This window comes from Cognatiyoonia sediminum, assembly GCF_900129845.1.
Taxonomy (GTDB): domain Bacteria; phylum Pseudomonadota; class Alphaproteobacteria; order Rhodobacterales; family Rhodobacteraceae; genus Cognatiyoonia; species Cognatiyoonia sediminum.
In genome coordinates this window covers 1-15051 of sequence record NZ_FQXB01000002.1, presented here as the reverse complement: position 1 = coordinate 15051, position 15051 = coordinate 1, and the positions used below count along the sequence as shown (strand labels likewise).

15 protein-coding genes and 1 tRNA gene are annotated in these 15051 nt (G+C 52.4%); 8 read left to right on the top strand and 8 right to left on the bottom strand.

The genetic code is table 11. The annotated features are described in order from the left end of the window. Positions 1–48: 48 nt before the first annotated feature. On the bottom strand, positions 49–987 hold the full coding sequence (locus BUA85_RS08265; RefSeq protein ID WP_072900494.1) for a LysR family transcriptional regulator: 939 nt from the start codon (positions 985–987) through the stop codon (positions 49–51). An 83-nt stretch (positions 988–1070) separates the two neighbouring features. Between BUA85_RS08265 and BUA85_RS16780 the strand changes: the two genes are divergently transcribed. Both BUA85_RS16780 and BUA85_RS08255 read left to right on the top strand, forming a co-directional pair. Continuing rightward, positions 1071–1253 (top strand): hypothetical protein, encoded by a 183-nt coding sequence (locus tag BUA85_RS16780; protein WP_072900493.1) that lies wholly within the window; start codon positions 1071–1073, stop codon positions 1251–1253. A 79-nt stretch (positions 1254–1332) separates the two neighbouring features. Further along, positions 1333–2502, top strand: coding sequence for an MFS transporter (locus tag BUA85_RS08255; RefSeq protein ID WP_072900492.1), 1170 nt, complete (start codon positions 1333–1335; stop codon positions 2500–2502). 2 nt (positions 2503–2504) lie between these two features. Here BUA85_RS08255 and BUA85_RS08250 read toward each other — a convergent pair whose 3' ends face one another. After that, positions 2505–3668: an alpha-hydroxy acid oxidase gene (locus tag BUA85_RS08250; RefSeq protein WP_072900491.1), complete on the bottom strand. Its 1164-nt coding sequence runs from the start codon at positions 3666–3668 to the stop codon at positions 2505–2507. 137 nt (positions 3669–3805) lie between these two features. Between BUA85_RS08250 and BUA85_RS08245 the strand changes: the two genes are divergently transcribed. Next, complete coding sequence (locus BUA85_RS08245) at positions 3806–4948, top strand: Acg family FMN-binding oxidoreductase (protein ID WP_242649027.1); 1143 nt, start codon at positions 3806–3808, stop codon at positions 4946–4948. Then, entirely contained in the window at positions 4945–5397 is a 453-nt protein-coding gene (locus BUA85_RS08240) for a MarR family winged helix-turn-helix transcriptional regulator (protein WP_072900490.1), read from the top strand. The genes BUA85_RS08245 and BUA85_RS08240 overlap by 4 nt, the downstream gene beginning before the upstream one ends. Here BUA85_RS08240 and trpA read toward each other — a convergent pair whose 3' ends face one another. Then, positions 5398–6189, bottom strand: coding sequence for a tryptophan synthase subunit alpha (gene trpA / locus BUA85_RS08235; RefSeq protein WP_072900489.1), 792 nt, complete (start codon positions 6187–6189; stop codon positions 5398–5400). Between the two features lie 133 nt (positions 6190–6322). Between trpA and BUA85_RS08230 the strand changes: the two genes are divergently transcribed. After that, entirely contained in the window at positions 6323–7135 is an 813-nt protein-coding gene (locus BUA85_RS08230) for a M90 family metallopeptidase (RefSeq protein ID WP_072900488.1), read from the top strand. Positions 7136–7193: 58 nt separating this feature from the next. Then, positions 7194–8291 carry a redox-regulated ATPase YchF gene (ychF, locus tag BUA85_RS08225; protein ID WP_072900487.1) on the top strand — a complete coding sequence of 366 codons (1098 nt, stop codon included), beginning with the start codon at positions 7194–7196 and terminating at the stop codon, positions 8289–8291. A 25-nt stretch (positions 8292–8316) separates the two neighbouring features. Here the strand turns inward: ychF and BUA85_RS08220 are convergent, their stop codons facing one another. Next, on the bottom strand, positions 8317–9264 hold the full coding sequence (locus BUA85_RS08220; protein ID WP_072900486.1) for an SDR family oxidoreductase: 948 nt from the start codon (positions 9262–9264) through the stop codon (positions 8317–8319). A gap of 168 nt (positions 9265–9432) precedes the next feature. Between BUA85_RS08220 and BUA85_RS08215 the strand changes: the two genes are divergently transcribed. Then, a complete protein-coding gene (locus BUA85_RS08215; RefSeq protein WP_072900485.1) occupies positions 9433–10305 on the top strand; it encodes an AraC family transcriptional regulator in 873 nt (290 codons plus the stop codon). A 122-nt stretch (positions 10306–10427) separates the two neighbouring features. On the opposite strand, the gene BUA85_RS08210 is transcribed toward BUA85_RS08215, so the two are convergent. After that, entirely contained in the window at positions 10428–12149 is a 1722-nt protein-coding gene (locus tag BUA85_RS08210; protein ID WP_165611598.1) for a Hint domain-containing protein, read from the bottom strand. 222 nt (positions 12150–12371) lie between these two features. Here BUA85_RS08210 and BUA85_RS08205 point away from each other — a divergent pair. Next, a tRNA-Ser gene (locus BUA85_RS08205) sits at positions 12372–12461 on the top strand. Between the two features lie 343 nt (positions 12462–12804). On the opposite strand, the gene BUA85_RS08200 is transcribed toward BUA85_RS08205, so the two are convergent. The 3 genes from BUA85_RS08200 to BUA85_RS08190 form a co-directional block, all read right to left on the bottom strand. Then, a complete protein-coding gene (locus BUA85_RS08200; protein WP_072900483.1) occupies positions 12805–13422 on the bottom strand; it encodes a GIY-YIG nuclease family protein in 618 nt (205 codons plus the stop codon). After that, entirely contained in the window at positions 13415–13900 is a 486-nt protein-coding gene (locus tag BUA85_RS08195; protein WP_072900482.1) for a YbjQ family protein, read from the bottom strand. The genes BUA85_RS08200 and BUA85_RS08195 overlap by 8 nt, the downstream gene beginning before the upstream one ends. 330 nt (positions 13901–14230) lie before the next feature. Further along, complete coding sequence (locus BUA85_RS08190) at positions 14231–14917, bottom strand: hypothetical protein (RefSeq protein ID WP_131802781.1); 687 nt, start codon at positions 14915–14917, stop codon at positions 14231–14233. Between the last annotated feature and the right edge of the window lie 134 nt (positions 14918–15051).

Sequence of the window (15051 nt, the reverse complement as noted above, 5' to 3'; positions counted from 1 at the left end):
TCCTTTAGGGGGAATCATCTCGCTTGGGAAGGGGTAAAATAGAGGCAGTTAAGGATTTTTCTGCGCGTGCGCGGCTTCACCGTAAAGTTCGCGACCAACCTCGTCCAAAAGGTTCCTGAGCCAGATGATGCGACCTGAATGTTCGTTTCTCCGGTGCCACGCAATATCGTAATAGATTGGTGGCAAATCGATCGGTGCTTTGCAAAAGGTCAGATCGCGAGAAACCGTCGACGCCCACCGACTGGGCATGGTTGCTATGGCTGGTGTGCCCGCGAGAAGATTGCCTAACATGGATGTAGTTGGCGCAACCAACGCAATTTTGCGTTCGCGTCCAAGCTTTTCAAAAGCAATGTCGATCTGTGTCTTTGAATTGCCTCCGAAATTGACCACCCCATGTGTTGCCTCTGCATAGTCTTCCACAGATTCTATAGGTCCGCGAACTTTAGGGTCATAAAAGACGACCAGTTCATCTTGACCGTATGGTGTCCTATTCAGGAAAGGTGATCGGGCATGGCCATTAATCACAAATGAAATGTCGATCTCTTTTTCCTGAAGCATTTGTGCAATGTGGTTTTGTGGAACCGCGCGCTTCATCTCCAACCGGACGTTTGGCGCTATTTTGGCTAGTTTTACTTGAAGCAACTTCACGTCGTGTAATTGGGCAGGTGTCTGTATTCCCAATGCGAAAGGCTGGTTATCTTTTCTTGGATCGTAACTTTCTGGAATGGCCAGACCCTGAATTTCTGCCACCAAGCGTTCAACTCTTGGCACCAAACTCAATGCGGCTTCTGTTGGGACGATGCCTCGGCCTGCTTTAACGAAAAGGGGATCTCCCACAGCCGCACGAACTTTATCAATCGTATGGCTAATCGTTGATTGGTTCAAATCGTAGGCAACGGCTGTCTTGCTGATGGATCCAGTTTCGCACACCGAAAGGAAAACGCTTAGCGAGTGCCCGTCTAACCTCAATACATCGAAATTTTCCATTGAAGAATTATAATCAATCGATTGTTTGCTGCAAGCGGTAAAGTAACTGTTAACATGTCTTATGGGGAACGGCGGGAAAATAGATGACGGTCTATGATGGAACGGCATTTTTTAAGGAAAAAGACCACATGCTCTTCGGGTTAATCCGACTCTTGGGCTACGTGAGTTTGGATGCCGAAGAACTTGAGGCGCAAGAATTGGTCGAAGCAGTTGATAGGGCAATCGTGATCGCATCGCGTCACGTATTGGAACAAAGGGTCACCTAAGCACTCACGAAACGCGCTACCGTTCACCCTTCGAAAAAGAACTTGCTTTGGCTGCTAAGGACTGTCACCGCTTACTGCGATGACAGTCCTTAACGCTTTATATATCTCTCGCCGTCCCGTTGTGGCGTTTGTAGTGGTCGGAGTTTTCTGGGGCTGCTTTGCTGCTTTGGTTCCAGTCTACAAGGCGAACCTTGGCGTCAATGACGCTGTTTTCGGAACACTATTGCTGGGGTCAGCGCTAGGACTTGTCTCTTCGATGTTCCTTGCTCCTCGAGCGGACAAAATCTTGGGCGCGAACTCGATGCGATTTGGCATTGTTGCGCTGTCTCTCGCTTGGTTTTTGCCAGCGCAAGCGACCGTGCCGGTTATGTTCGGCCTTTTGATGGGTGCTGTTGGCATGGCTTCTGGCCTGTTGGATGTCGTCATGAACGCCCGCGTTAGCGAGTTGGAGGCAAAATACGATAGGCCTCTGATGAACGCCAATCACGCCATGTTTTCCGTGGCCTATGGGGCCTCTGCCTTGATCACCGGATTTGCGAGAGAAGCGGGACTATCGCCAACCTACATAGTCGCAGGCTTCGCGTGTTTCTGCATTCTGCTCGTGCCGTTTATGCGTATGGACGTGGCTGTTGTTGACGCGGATGAAGAGGCCAAAGCCGCAAGGTATCCTCTCTGGCCAATCGTGATCTGCGGCCTGATCACACTTTCCGCCTTCATGACAGAGGCCACGGTCGAAGCATGGTCCGCTCTGCACATCGAACGCACCTTGGGCGGCGGCGCGAAAGAAGGCGCGCTTGGTCCGGCGATGCTTGGTTTCACGATGGCGTTTGGCCGTTTCTCAGGGCAAGCTGTCTCTGAACGCCTCAGCGATGTGACTGTCGTGATAGGCGGGTCGATTATTGCAGCCTCAGGGGCGATCCTCGCGGCGTTGGCTGGGACGCCGCTTGTCGCTCAGATCGGGTTTGGGATCTTTGGCTTGGGCGTTTCCGTCATCGGCCCGATCGGCATTTCAATGGTGGGACATCTGGTGCGCCCGCATCTGCGAACCGAAGCCATCAGCCGTGTCGCTGTGATCGGGTTCTCCGGTTTCTTCTTCGCGCCAATGCTGATGGGCCTCGTTTCCGAAGCTTTCGGTTTACGGATCGCATTCCTCTGCGTGGCGGGCGTGATCCTATGCGCCGTACCACTTGTTCTCATTGCCGCACGACTACCTAAAATTGGTGCGGCCTCGACAACGGCGGCGGCGTAGCGTCAGGTCCAACGCCCCTCGAAATCCTCAGGTACCAAAAGAATATCTCGATCAATGTCGCTGATGTTCCGCTTCCCACACAACGCCATCGTCGTGTCGAGTTCTTTCTGAATGATGTCCAAAGCGGTGGTCACACCTTTCTCTCCCATCGCACCAAGGCCATAGATGTAAGCCCGCCCGATCATCACGCCATCAGCCCCCATCGCCAAAGCCTTCAACACGTCCTGCCCAGAACGAATACCGCTGTCCAAATGGATCTCAATCTGACCACCGACGGCCTCGACGATCTTCGGCAGCATACGGATCGAAGACAACGCACCATCCAACTGCCGCCCGCCGTGGTTAGAAACGATGATCGCATCCGCCCCTGCTTTGACCGCCTCTTTCGCATCTTCTGGGTCCAAGATACCCTTAATGATGACCTTGCCGCCCCAGTTTTCCTTCAGCTTCGCAATGGTTTCCCAGTTCAAGGCTGGATCAAACTGTTCAGCGGTCCAAGAGTGTAACGAACTCATATTCTCGACGCTCTTGGCATGTCCAACAATGTTGCGGAACGTGCGCCGGTGTGTGCCGAGCATCTCTAATCCCCAACTCCATTTGGTCGAGAGGTTGAGAAGTGTCTTTGGTGTCAGCTTCGGCGGAGCCGTCAACCCATTCTTCAAATCCTTATGGCGCTGCCCAAGAATTTGCAGATCGACAGTGATCACCAACGCTGAACATCCCGCATTCTTCGCCCGTTGGATAATGTTGTCGACGAAGTCCTCGTCACGCATTACATATAGCTGGAACCAGAACGGCGCACTGGTGTTCTGGCGAATGTCTTCAATTGAGCAAATCGACATCGTTGAGAGGCAATAGGGTACGCCAAATTTCTCAGCCGCCCGCGCCGCTTTAATCTCACCGTCCGCATTTTGCATTCCGGTCAACCCGACAGGAGCTAAGGCCACCGGCATTTCGTAATCGGTTCCAAGCAGCGAACCCTTGGTGGTCCGGTTCGTCATGTCGACAGCAACACGTTGCCGAAATCGGATTTTGTCAAAGTCAGAAGTGTTCTCTCTAAACGTCTGCTCCGTCCAACTGCCTGACTCCGCGTAGTCAAAAAACATCTTTGGCGCGCGCCGCTTATGAAGCCGCTTGAGATCGTCGATGTTGGTGATGATAGGCATAGTTCAAGTCTTTCAGGGCAATATTGGTTAGGATTGCTTACCAATAAGCGCAAAAATTCGCAATGGAGGAAAAATATCTTCAATAATACGATATCGAACTAATATTATAGTGCGAAATCGTATTAATGGAGATCAAAATGGAACTGACGCGTAGAAAAATGCTCGGCATTATCGGGGGAGGCACCGTCATCGCGGCCGGCGCAGGTTTTGGATACCACGTGACCCGCCCGCTGGAGGTTGCCCTCAAACCATGGAAGCTCGCAGGCCAATACGACGATGTACGCCGGAATGTCTTAAGCTATGCTTTGCTCGCCCCTAATCCCCATAATCGCCAACCTTGGATGGTCGACCTATCGACAGACAATGAAATCACATTGTTCGCCGACCTCGATCGCCTATTGCCGCACACCGATCCGTACAGCCGCCAAATCACAATCGGCCTTGGGTGTTTCCTTGAACTTCTGCGTATGGCTGCGGCGCAAGAAGGCTATGGTGTAGCCTTCGATCTTTTCCCAGACGGTAGCAATCCAGAGGCATTAGACCTCCGCCCAATCGCGCGCGTGACGTTGAACGCCGGGGCAGGTGACCCCGATCCGTTGTTTCAATATGTGATGGAGCGTCGGTCAACCAAAGAACCCTATGACCTGACGCGCCCCGTCGCCGCTGGCACCTTGGCCACTGTTGCGGATGTTGTCATCAACGGCGGCTCAGCCGGAGGAACCGTCGATCCGGATGACATCGACGAACTCAGGGCGCTGTCGCTTCGCGCCCGTTTGATTGAAACAGAAACGCCGCACACCTACAAGGAAAGCTTCGACTTGTTTCGTATTGGCCGCAAAGAAGTCGATGCAAATCCGGACGGAATTGACTTCAGCGGGCCCCTTTTTGAAACCGCGCGCAGCGCTGGGTTCCTCAGCCGCGAAGCCGCACTTGATCCCGCGTCGCAAGTCTATTCCGGAGGGATTGATTACATAACCAACAACTCAATGACTGCGATGGGATTCGTCTGGCTAACGACGCAGACAAACACGCGTACAGATCAAATCAATGCCGGGCGCGATTGGCTTCGGATGAACCTTGCGGTCACCCCACTTGATCTTGCCATGCAGCCGATGTCGCAAGCGCTGCAGGAATACCCTGAAATGGCCGAGGAATACGCCGCGATCCACAACCGACTGGCCCCGCAAGGCGAAACTGTGCAAATGTTGGCGCGCGTGGGCTATGGTCCGAAAGTTGCCGCCAGCCCGCGATGGACATTGGAGAACAAAATCATCACATGAAGCCAGAAGACTTCGGCCCCATTTTCGCTTTTTTCAACGAGATCGGAATAATTGAGCAGTTGAGCCGCACACAGTTGGAGGCTCACCTGCCTGAGGGGCTGATCGCACCTCACTTTGGGGTCTTGAACCACTTGGTGAGATTGGGTGACGGTAGAACACCATTGCAGATCGCTAAAGCGTTCCAAGTCCCCAAGACGTCAATGTCTCATACATTGGCTGTCTTACAAAAGCGTGGCTTGATTGATATGGCGACCAACCCCGAAGATGCTCGATCCAAAATCATCGCAATCACGCAGGCGGGGCGCGATGTGCGGGAAGCTGCAATCGTCAGCCTCATTCCCGATTTCCAACGGGTTTTGGGTCAGTTTGATCCAGAGAACTTCAAAGCCGCGCTACCGTTCCTCATCAAGCTGCGCGAGACGATGGACAAGGCAAGAGATGCACCTTGATCAGTCGCTATGCGCCCCGTCTGCCAACTCGCCCACGAAGCCAAGGACGTCCGGCACAGGCTCCCCCGCACCAATCTTTGCGACGATGGCCGATCCAACAACCGCGCCATCAGACACACTTGCCACGGCCTTCGCATCGGCGGGTGTCTTGATCCCGAAACCAACGATCACAGGAAGGTTTGTGGCCGCCTTGATCCGTGCGACCTCTGGTGCCACCTCATCACTTTGGACGTCCGCTGTGCCTGTAATCCCGGTCATCGACACGTAATACACAAAACCAGACGTATTCTGCAGAACCGTGGGCAGGCGTTTGTCATCGGTCGTCGGTGTGGCCAAACGGATAAAGTTGATCCCCGCGGCCTGCGCTGGAATGCATAGCTCATCATCTTCTTCTGGCGGCAGGTCGACCACAATCAAGCCGTCAATTCCTGCCTCTTTGGCATCTGTCAAAAACGCATCCACGCCTCGCGAATAGATCGGGTTGTAGTATCCCATCATCACAATCGGCGTGGTGTCGTCAGATTTGCGGAAATCCCGCGCATATTGCAGCGTCATCTCTAAGGTCATGCCGCCTTCCAGCGCGCGCTGCCCCGCCAATTGGATCGTTGAGCCATCGGCCATTGGGTCCGTAAACGGCATCCCCAATTCGATGATATCAACTCCTGCTGCAGGGAGACCCTGCATCACCTCAAACCCGGTGTCATAGTCCGTGTCGCCTGCCATCACATAGGCCACAAAAGCCTTTTTCCCTGCGGCGCGCAGTTCTGCAAATTTGGCGTCAATCCGGCTCATCGTGATCCCCTGGCTAAATGCTCAACGCGGTTTGACGTAGGCGGGCGGGAAAATCAATGGGTCAGGTGAAAATGCGAGGGGCAAACGCCGGTTCCCTCTCCCAATTTGGTAGCGAACCCAATACATAGACCTTATGTTTTATCTCTTTTTCATCGCCCTCCCGCTGATCGTCTTAGCCGTCTTCCTGTACCGCTGGTTTCAGCGGCAAAGCAGACGCAATAAATTGCTCGCCACACCACTCACCGCAGAGCAGCGTCAGATCGTTGATAAGCTGGTGCCCATTACTCACCATCTGCCAGAGGAATTGCGGCCCGCTCTCGAAGGAAAAATGAACCTCTTCCTCGATCAAATCACGTTTCACGGCAATGGGATCGAAATCACAGAAGAGATGAAGCTTTCCATCGCAGCGCAAGCCTGCCTCTTGGTGGTCAATAGCCCGTCTTGGTACGACACACTACGCACCGTTCTGATCTACCCTACCGCCTTCCATTCGCGCCACCAACGCCGTGACGGCTATGTGGTGAGCGAGCAAGACAACATCGTACTTGGTGAAAGTTGGGCGCGCGGGCCGGTGATCCTGTCGTGGCCCCACGCGTTACAAGGGGGCTTGGATGATCATGACGGCCATAACGTCGTGATTCACGAATTCACCCATCAGTTGGACGAGCTAACAGGCAGCACCAACGGCATCCCCGTCTTACGCAAAGGTCAGGCCTATGAGGCATGGGAGAAAGCGATGCTCGATGCCTTTGGTGCGCATGTGGCGCGCGTCGAACACGGTCGCAAGACTCTGATCGACCCATACGGGGCAACGGGTCATGAGGAATTTTTTGCGGAAGCCATCGTCACGTTCTTCGAAAAACCCAACGCGTTCAGGCGGGAAGAACCGGCCCTTTATGCGCAATTCTCCGAACTCCTCGCTCTCGACCCGGCCGAGTGGGGTTAACGCTTGCGATACCGGCCCGCCCGAACTATCTGCAGCGAGTGATTAAAGGAGAGCCATCATGGGTTTCAAAATGGGTATCGTCGGTCTGCCAAACGTCGGCAAATCGACCCTGTTCAACGCGTTGACCAAAACCGCTGCCGCTCAGGCTGCGAATTTCCCGTTCTGCACCATCGAACCCAACGTGGGTGAGGTCTCCGTTCCCGACGCTCGCCTCGACAAATTGGCCGAGGTGGCGAACTCCAAAAACAAGATCCCCGCGCGAATGACCTTCGTTGACATCGCAGGCCTCGTGAAAGGCGCGAGCCAAGGTGAAGGCCTCGGCAACCAGTTCCTTGCCAACATCCGCGAGGTCGACGCCATCGCCCACGTCCTGCGCTGCTTTGAAGACGATGACATCACGCACGTCGAGGGCCGCGTTGATCCAGTTGCCGACGCGCAGGTGATCGAAACGGAACTGATGCTTGCCGATCTTGAGAGCATCGAAAAGCGCCTGCAAAACATCGTCCGTAAAGTACGTGGCGGCGACAAAGAAGCCGTGCTGCAGCAGAAGCTAATGGAACGCGCGCAAGAGGCCTTGGAAAACGGCCAACCCGCCCGCACGGTTGAGGTCGACGCCGAGGATCAGAAGGCATGGAATATGCTTCAGCTGTTGACCACGAAACCGGTTCTTTATGTTTGCAACGTCGAAGAGGATTCAGCAGGCACCGGCAACAGCCAATCCGCCCGCGTGGCCGAAATGGCCGCAGCAGAAGGCAACAGCCACGTCGTGATCTCCGCCCGCATTGAGGAAGAAATCAGCCAGCTTGAAGACGACGAGGCAGAGATGTTCTTGGGCGAGATGGGCCTAGAAGAAGCGGGCTTGGACCGCTTGATCCGCGCCGGATACGACCTGTTGAACCTTCAAACCTACTTCACATGCGGCCCCACCGAATCCCGCGCATGGACGATCAAAGAAGGTACTTTTGCCCCTCAAGCCGCCGGGGTCATCCACGGCGATTTCGAACGCGGGTTCATCCGTGCCGAGACGATTGCGTTTGATGACTATGTTGCGTGCGGGGGCGAGCAGGGCGCCAAGGAAGCGGGCAAGATGCGGGCCGAGGGCAAGGCGTATCTCGTGAAAGACGGCGATGTGATGCATTTCTTGCATAACACCTAGCGGCGTCAGACCTCGAACGGAACTTCTAGATCTTCCAACTGAAGCCAGTTGCCTTTTCAGACACATCCCACAAGCGGGTCATTACAGCTTTGTCGTATGCATGGGCATTCAGCGTACCTTTGCCGACAGGGCCCACGAACTCCATCCGGCCTGTTGGCCCGTAAATCGCGCGCTGTTCCAAGCCCTCTTCTGTTGCACACATCACTTCAGGAAAGGCGCCCTTTTCGGCGGATTGGACCATAGGAGAAAGGGACATCAGTTGGAACAAGATACGTGTGATCATCCCACCGCTTGTTGAGATGAGTGACGTAGCCGACGATCCCGGGTGGCACACGTAAACTTCAACCTTGCGCTCCGTCGATTTCAGTCGGTCCTGTAGTTCATAGGCAAACATCATCTGGGCCAACTTACTTTGGCTGTAGACTGGATTAGCGCTGTAATTCTTGTCCCAATTCATATCGTCGAATTGGATAGTCTTGATGCCCATGTTGTAGCCAAGGCTTGCCGCGACCACGATCCGGCCGCCGCTCGCCTCAAGTCGATCAAAGAGCATCCCGCATAAAAGGAAATGGCCATAGTGGTTCGTACCCAACTGGCTTTCAAAGCCATCAACGGTCAGCTTTTGAGTCGGGACCTGGGCAATAGCAGCGTTGCAGATCAGGGCATCAATCTCAGGAACAGTTTCAAGCACGATCTCGGCAGCGTTCCGAACACTTGAAAGGTCGGATAGGTCCATTCGGACAAAACTGACATCTGTGTCTTGCCCGAATTCGGTTTTTAGCTCTGCCACAGCCGCCTCGGATTTCTCATGGCTTCGGTTCAACATAACGACCTTCGCGCCCTTCCCGAGGAGGATGCGTGCGGCCTGAAAGCCTGCACCAGCATTTGCCCCTGTGATCAGGTATGTCTTTCCTGATTGGTCGTTTAAACGTTCGGGTGTCCAACCGTTTGGGCCAAAGGTCGTGTCTGTCATCGTCTCTCTCCATGATCGCGCTAACAAGAGGTTTGCGCGAGCTTCGTGATTTCGTCGATTTGTATTTTAATCTCTACGAAGGAACAAAATAGATCAAATTGTCCTGATTGCTTGCCTGATTATATCGTTGACCTTGAAATTCTTGATGCTCTTGGGCAAGTTTGAGCTATGTTACAAGACCAAATCAGAAATCATATCGAGCCCTTCATTCATCAGGACGGCCTGACCGAAACGGGCCTGCCGGGTGTGCAGCTTTTTCGCGCGACGGAGGCTTTGCCGTGCGTACCAGCTGTCTATGATCCCAGCGTGATAGCGATCGTCAGTGGATCAAAGGAAGCCGTTTTGGATGGTAAGCGATTTGTCTATGACAAGTCCCAATATCTTTGCTGCCCAACGTCGTTGCCGCTGAAGGCAGGGACACCAAAGGCATCCCTAGAGGCGCCCTTGTACGGTGTCTTCATCTCGCTCAACGCGCGCATTATGAATGAGCTCTCGCTTGAGATGGAGAACGCCGGTAACCCAGGAATAAGAACGGATGGTGGTCCATCCTATCGAGCCATTGGACTCTCTCGATGGGACGAACGGTTTTCAGATGCTTTGTTGCGACTTCTTTCGCTCTTGAGCAATGAAATGGATGCAGCGGTTCTCGCAGATGTTCGTGTGCGAGAGTTGTACTATGCGATCCTTAAAGGTGATGCCGGTCAATTCGTGCGTGACTCTTTTGGCGTCGGCAATGCGATCGCACGTTCGATCGCGCATGTATCCTCGAATTTGGACCGGCCTTTATCGATCGATGATTTGGCCGGACGTGCGCATATGAGCCGCGCGGTGTTTCATCGCAAATTTAAGGATGCGACCACGATGTCGCCCATACAATTCGTCAAATCTATGCGATTGAATTCGGCCGCCATGCGGATCGCCGAAGGGTACCCTGTCAACCAGGCAGCCACGGATGTAGGGTACGTAAGTGCCTCTCAGTTTAGTCGGGACTTTAAGCGGATGTACGGCCAATCCCCTCGGCAATGGAGCCTTGCAAATTGATTTGAGCCGCATCTATCTGGAATATGGATCCAAGCGGTGAGGTGTCTGTTGTATGTACGCTGTATGTACGCCTTGTGTATAGCTGGTGTACATGATTTTAGAGGGTTTTGGGTGATTTGAGGCTACCCGCCGACCCCCAATAACTCCGCCTCAAATCCCCGCAAAGACGGGCGGGCGAGGGGGCCGTATGTGGCAGGCAGGCTGCGCAGGTCCGGGAAGATGTGAAATAGTTCTTCCCGCTCTGTCGACCCCACAGCATCAAGCCCTGTTTCGCCGGGAAAGAAGCTCTCTGATGGCGCATCTTCGGCGAAGACAACTTGGTGTTCGTCAAACATGATGTGAACGTAAGCGACTGATTTTCCGACCTCTTGCGTGATCGTCTCTCCATTGATCAGATGTTTGGCTGGGATTAAAACCTCGCTATGGCTGAACAGCAATTCCGACCGGCTGCCTTGATAGAGCATGCGGTGTTGCGGTGAAACGAGCAGGTCTTTCGTATTCCCAATGGCTCCAGCCTCAAACCGAACCGGCGCCAGTTTGCCTTCAGCCGGAACCGTCCTCATCCCGATCCACCGCAAAGGCTGCGGCCCATTATCCAGCGTCAAAACAAGATCTCCGGGCCGTAAGGTTTCAATTGGCCTCGGCCCATTCGGAGTTGAAATAGACGTTCCAGCCGTGAAGCAGATGATGATGTTTTCAATCTGCGAAAAGGTTAGAACTGTCCCATCTGTGAGCGTCGCAAAACCGCTCAATCCACCTGCCGCATCGTCTGTGTTTGTAAACGTAATGCCGCCAAAGGGCGTTAGGCCTTGGAAATCGAGGGTATCGCCAGCGCTTTCCCCTGTCTCGCCGCCGATTACAGTGATGGTCGATGCGCCAGATTCACCAAGGTCCGTCACCAAAAATGTATCGTCGCCGCGCCCTCCTCGGGCAATGTCGCCTTCCGCGACATGGATCACATCGTTGCCAGCATTCCCGCGAATATTATCAGCACCAGTGCCACCGAAAATCGTATCATCGCCACCGCGGCCAAAAACAGTATCGTTCTCATCGCCGGCAAAGACCGTGTCATTCCCGGCACCTGCATCAATGATGTCTTCGTTGCGATTTGGCCCCGTCCCGTCGCCGCCATCCACGAAGTCGTTCTCTGGATCGCCATCGTAGGATGCGTCGATGATGTCATCGCCGGCGGTACCGCTGACCGTTCCGTCAGACACAACGATGGTGCCGCCGATAACGTCGGATTCCCACGTCCCGTTCGGATCACCGTTTCCGAAGTCGGTCGTCGGGTAGTTTATGAGCGCCGCAGGATCGCCCGAACCCGGCAGAACAGTGTCGTTGGTTCCGCCGTCTGTGTATCCAACCGTGGCGTCGCCGGTGAAACCGTTGGTCCATTGGATGTCTTCATAGATGAACTCGACCGAGAAATCGCCTCCGCCAGTATCCGTGAGAACAACCTGGAATGAATTTGTTCCCGTCCCGGTGTACGGCGCGACATCCAACCAAGTGATCGTAAAAGTGCCAGCGGTTGGGTCTAAGTCCCAGTAAATCTCACCGCCATCATTGATGTTCACGTCTGACCAAAAGGGCGCAATGGCAGGAGAGGTGAAACCATCGATGCCCACTGGTGTAAAGGCAGTCTCCGGCCCGTCAAATGTGATCAACCCATTGGTATTGATGTAAATCCCGGTATAGCTCGTGCCGAAGAATGAAATACCCGATGGTCCAAAGACAGACGTGACATCGACAAGAATACTACCGTCGTCGAGATTCCCAGCCGTCAGCGTCGACGACGAAAAGACGTTTTCGCCATAGCCTGCTGGGCCTCCCAATCCTGTGTTCATTGTCGCCATTTGTAATGGTACCGTTCGTTCGCCGGTCTTCGAGGCTGCTCAATTTGTTTGTCGTTTTGGGTATTTTAGCCGTGACAGAGCAAAAAATGAATCCCCTTGAAAATATTCGAAAGTCCGCTTGATGTCGCGAGTGAGGTTGTTTCGGACCGTTCGCCTCTCGTGGTCACGTTTTGCCTCTTGTCCTACCATGCACCTATCGCTACACGGGTCAGCGGAGACGTGGCCGAGTGGTCGAAGGCGCTCCCCTGCTAAGGGAGTAGGCGAGGAATCGTCTCGAGGGTTCGAATCCCTTCGTCTCCGCCATTCAACCTATACTTGATTTTTTGATATTATATCAGATGCTTGGGCGGTGCGTGCATTATTTAGCCACCCACGTTTACCACCCACGTTGAGCGTCAGAACGCTGCTCGATCTTACCAAGATTTCACTCGAATCTTGTGTCGTTCAATACTCATTAAGCGTCTGTATCCAGCATTGCTTCATTTCTTTCGGTGAAATCCAATGCAGTTTGTCTATCGTTGTTTACGATGGTTCCATCAGCGCCATTCGTTAGGATACAACTATGTTTCGGAATGTACCCCGCATACTCGTTAGCCGAGCGATTACGCAGGACTGATTGACTTAGTTGTTGCAGTCCGCTGTTAGTCTAGCCTTCGTCATCTGTTTCTAGAATTCGTTTTAGACGTTCGGCCATGGTCTCATCTTCGTAGGTCCAATATGACCAACCATTAGCTTGCTGCCAGTTATAACCATCCCGATGAAGCAACTTGAGCGCACTGCTACTGAGGCTCTCTTCCTGTCCCTCAAAAATTACTTTCTTTGATCCAATTACTACTGCCTTAATGCTCTCATCCTTCAAATATGAGAGTTCATCACCATCTTTCAGTCCAGCTTGATAAAGAGTAAAGGCTCGTTGTCTCTTTTGCTTTTTTAATGACGCGAGACCTTCCTCATCAGCGGCAATGTCGTCTTTGGGCGTAACCTCCACCCCACCAGTCATCTGGAGTGCAGCGATAACTCGTGACGGATCAACCTCAAAAAATTCCCTATTCGAGCGGGTTCGATGGTCAGCAAATGCGCCATGTGCAAGGCGCTCAATCGTATCCATATCTGGGACGCTAACAGCATACACACAGCGAAATGGAAGAGGAACGCTGGTGTTGTCTAACTGTCTCAGACGTTGTTCAAGGTTAATGGTTTTGCCGATTTTCACGAAACCATCGAAGGCATCATTAATAAGGACATATACAACACCTTCATTCATTCGCTTGCACCTCAATCACAACAGCCGTTCCAGAAGCCACAAGCATCACCATAGAACCTGCAGACGACAACTCCACGTAGTCCAAATCGACCCCAACCACAGCATTAGCACCAACCTCATAGGCCTCACGCTTGAGTTCGTAGAGTGCTGCCTTCCGGGAATCCCGCATGGTCTTTTGGACTGCCTCAGAACGTCCACCAACAATGTCTCTGACCCCCGCAAACAGGTCTTTGAAGACGTTCATGCCGAAAGCACACTCGGCGGATACGATCTCAATACGCTTGGTGATGTTCAGGTTGGGGACTGTTTCTGTGGTGAGCAGGATGGCGTCTACGTCTGCTTCAATCTCTGCCTTTAGATTGATTTGTTCAACGACCTCTGGCTCTAGGCTTTCTAGGTAAGCACAGGTAGAGCAGAAGCCGTTTGAACCTGCCTCCAGAAAGCCAATTTTTTTTCCGCATCCTGCGCATTTTGCCATGTGTTTCCATCCTAAAAAACGCTATCCAGAAGAACTGTCAGAACGTCGAAAATTTCTAATAAAGTTTAGTGTTTGTATTTTCTGATCTGGCTTCAGCAGTGTCAGCTTGCCCTTTAACTTATTCCCGACAGGGTCCATTTTCATCACTCTCAAAGAAGCCAATTGTTTTTCCGAATACTGAACATTGACCCATGAGTTTTGGCCTGCAGGGCTGTTCTTAGCGAGTGCTCTGAGAGCCTCAGAAGGGCATATTTGCTAGAACTACTTTACCTTGATGGCTTACAGCCTTGCACCTGCGGATAATGGATGCGCGTAGATTTGGTAATAACACTACTGACAGTCAAAGTTATCGTTGCCTAGTTTAGTACTAGCATCAAACTCTGCAATCGCCATTAAGGGAATAAGGTCAGGTTCTGTCAGCGTTTCGAGTTCAATGATGGCGCTTCTGTTGATCAACTGCGCCAGCAATAATTCTGATGCAGTAGGCCCGGCGATTTCAGAATTTGGAAGCCCCCCTGAAGTAAAGATACTATTGCAAACATCATTTGTAATTGCGCCTATTTCGTCCGTTACGAACCATTCGTTACAGGCTTCAATGGTTGCATTTAAGGTTTCAGCACGTCGATCTTGCTCAGCATCCTTAGCTAATTTGATGGTCTGCGCAGTTTCTTCGATTAAGTCTTTAAGTTCACAGAACCGCCCCCTTAAGGTTTCTTGTCTGCCTGCTTCCAAATCGTTGTATTTACCTGGCACAAACCTACCATCTTCAAACTTGAAGGCACCACCAAAGGCTGTTTCGAGGCATCGTTTCCCATTCTCTTCGTTTTGAACGCCAACATTAAAGCGGCTTCTGCTGAATAGTTCTCTGGCATAAATAGCCACATCACCATCACGTTCGATTATCTCAGCGCAGGTTGAAATAAGATCGGAAATACGCATTTCCGTAAGTGGAGTTTCAGATTTTCCAGTCGTTGTTGATAAGAAAAAAGCTATCGATATGGCTAAAAGAAACCGCATATTCATTCCTTAAAAAAAGATCAGCACTAAACTACAAATAATGTAAGAGCATATTTTACTAGATCGCATAACAAATTCCCTCAACTCTAGATTGTAGGTCGCATGCTGGGCTTCTGTCTGCAATCCAAATCTTT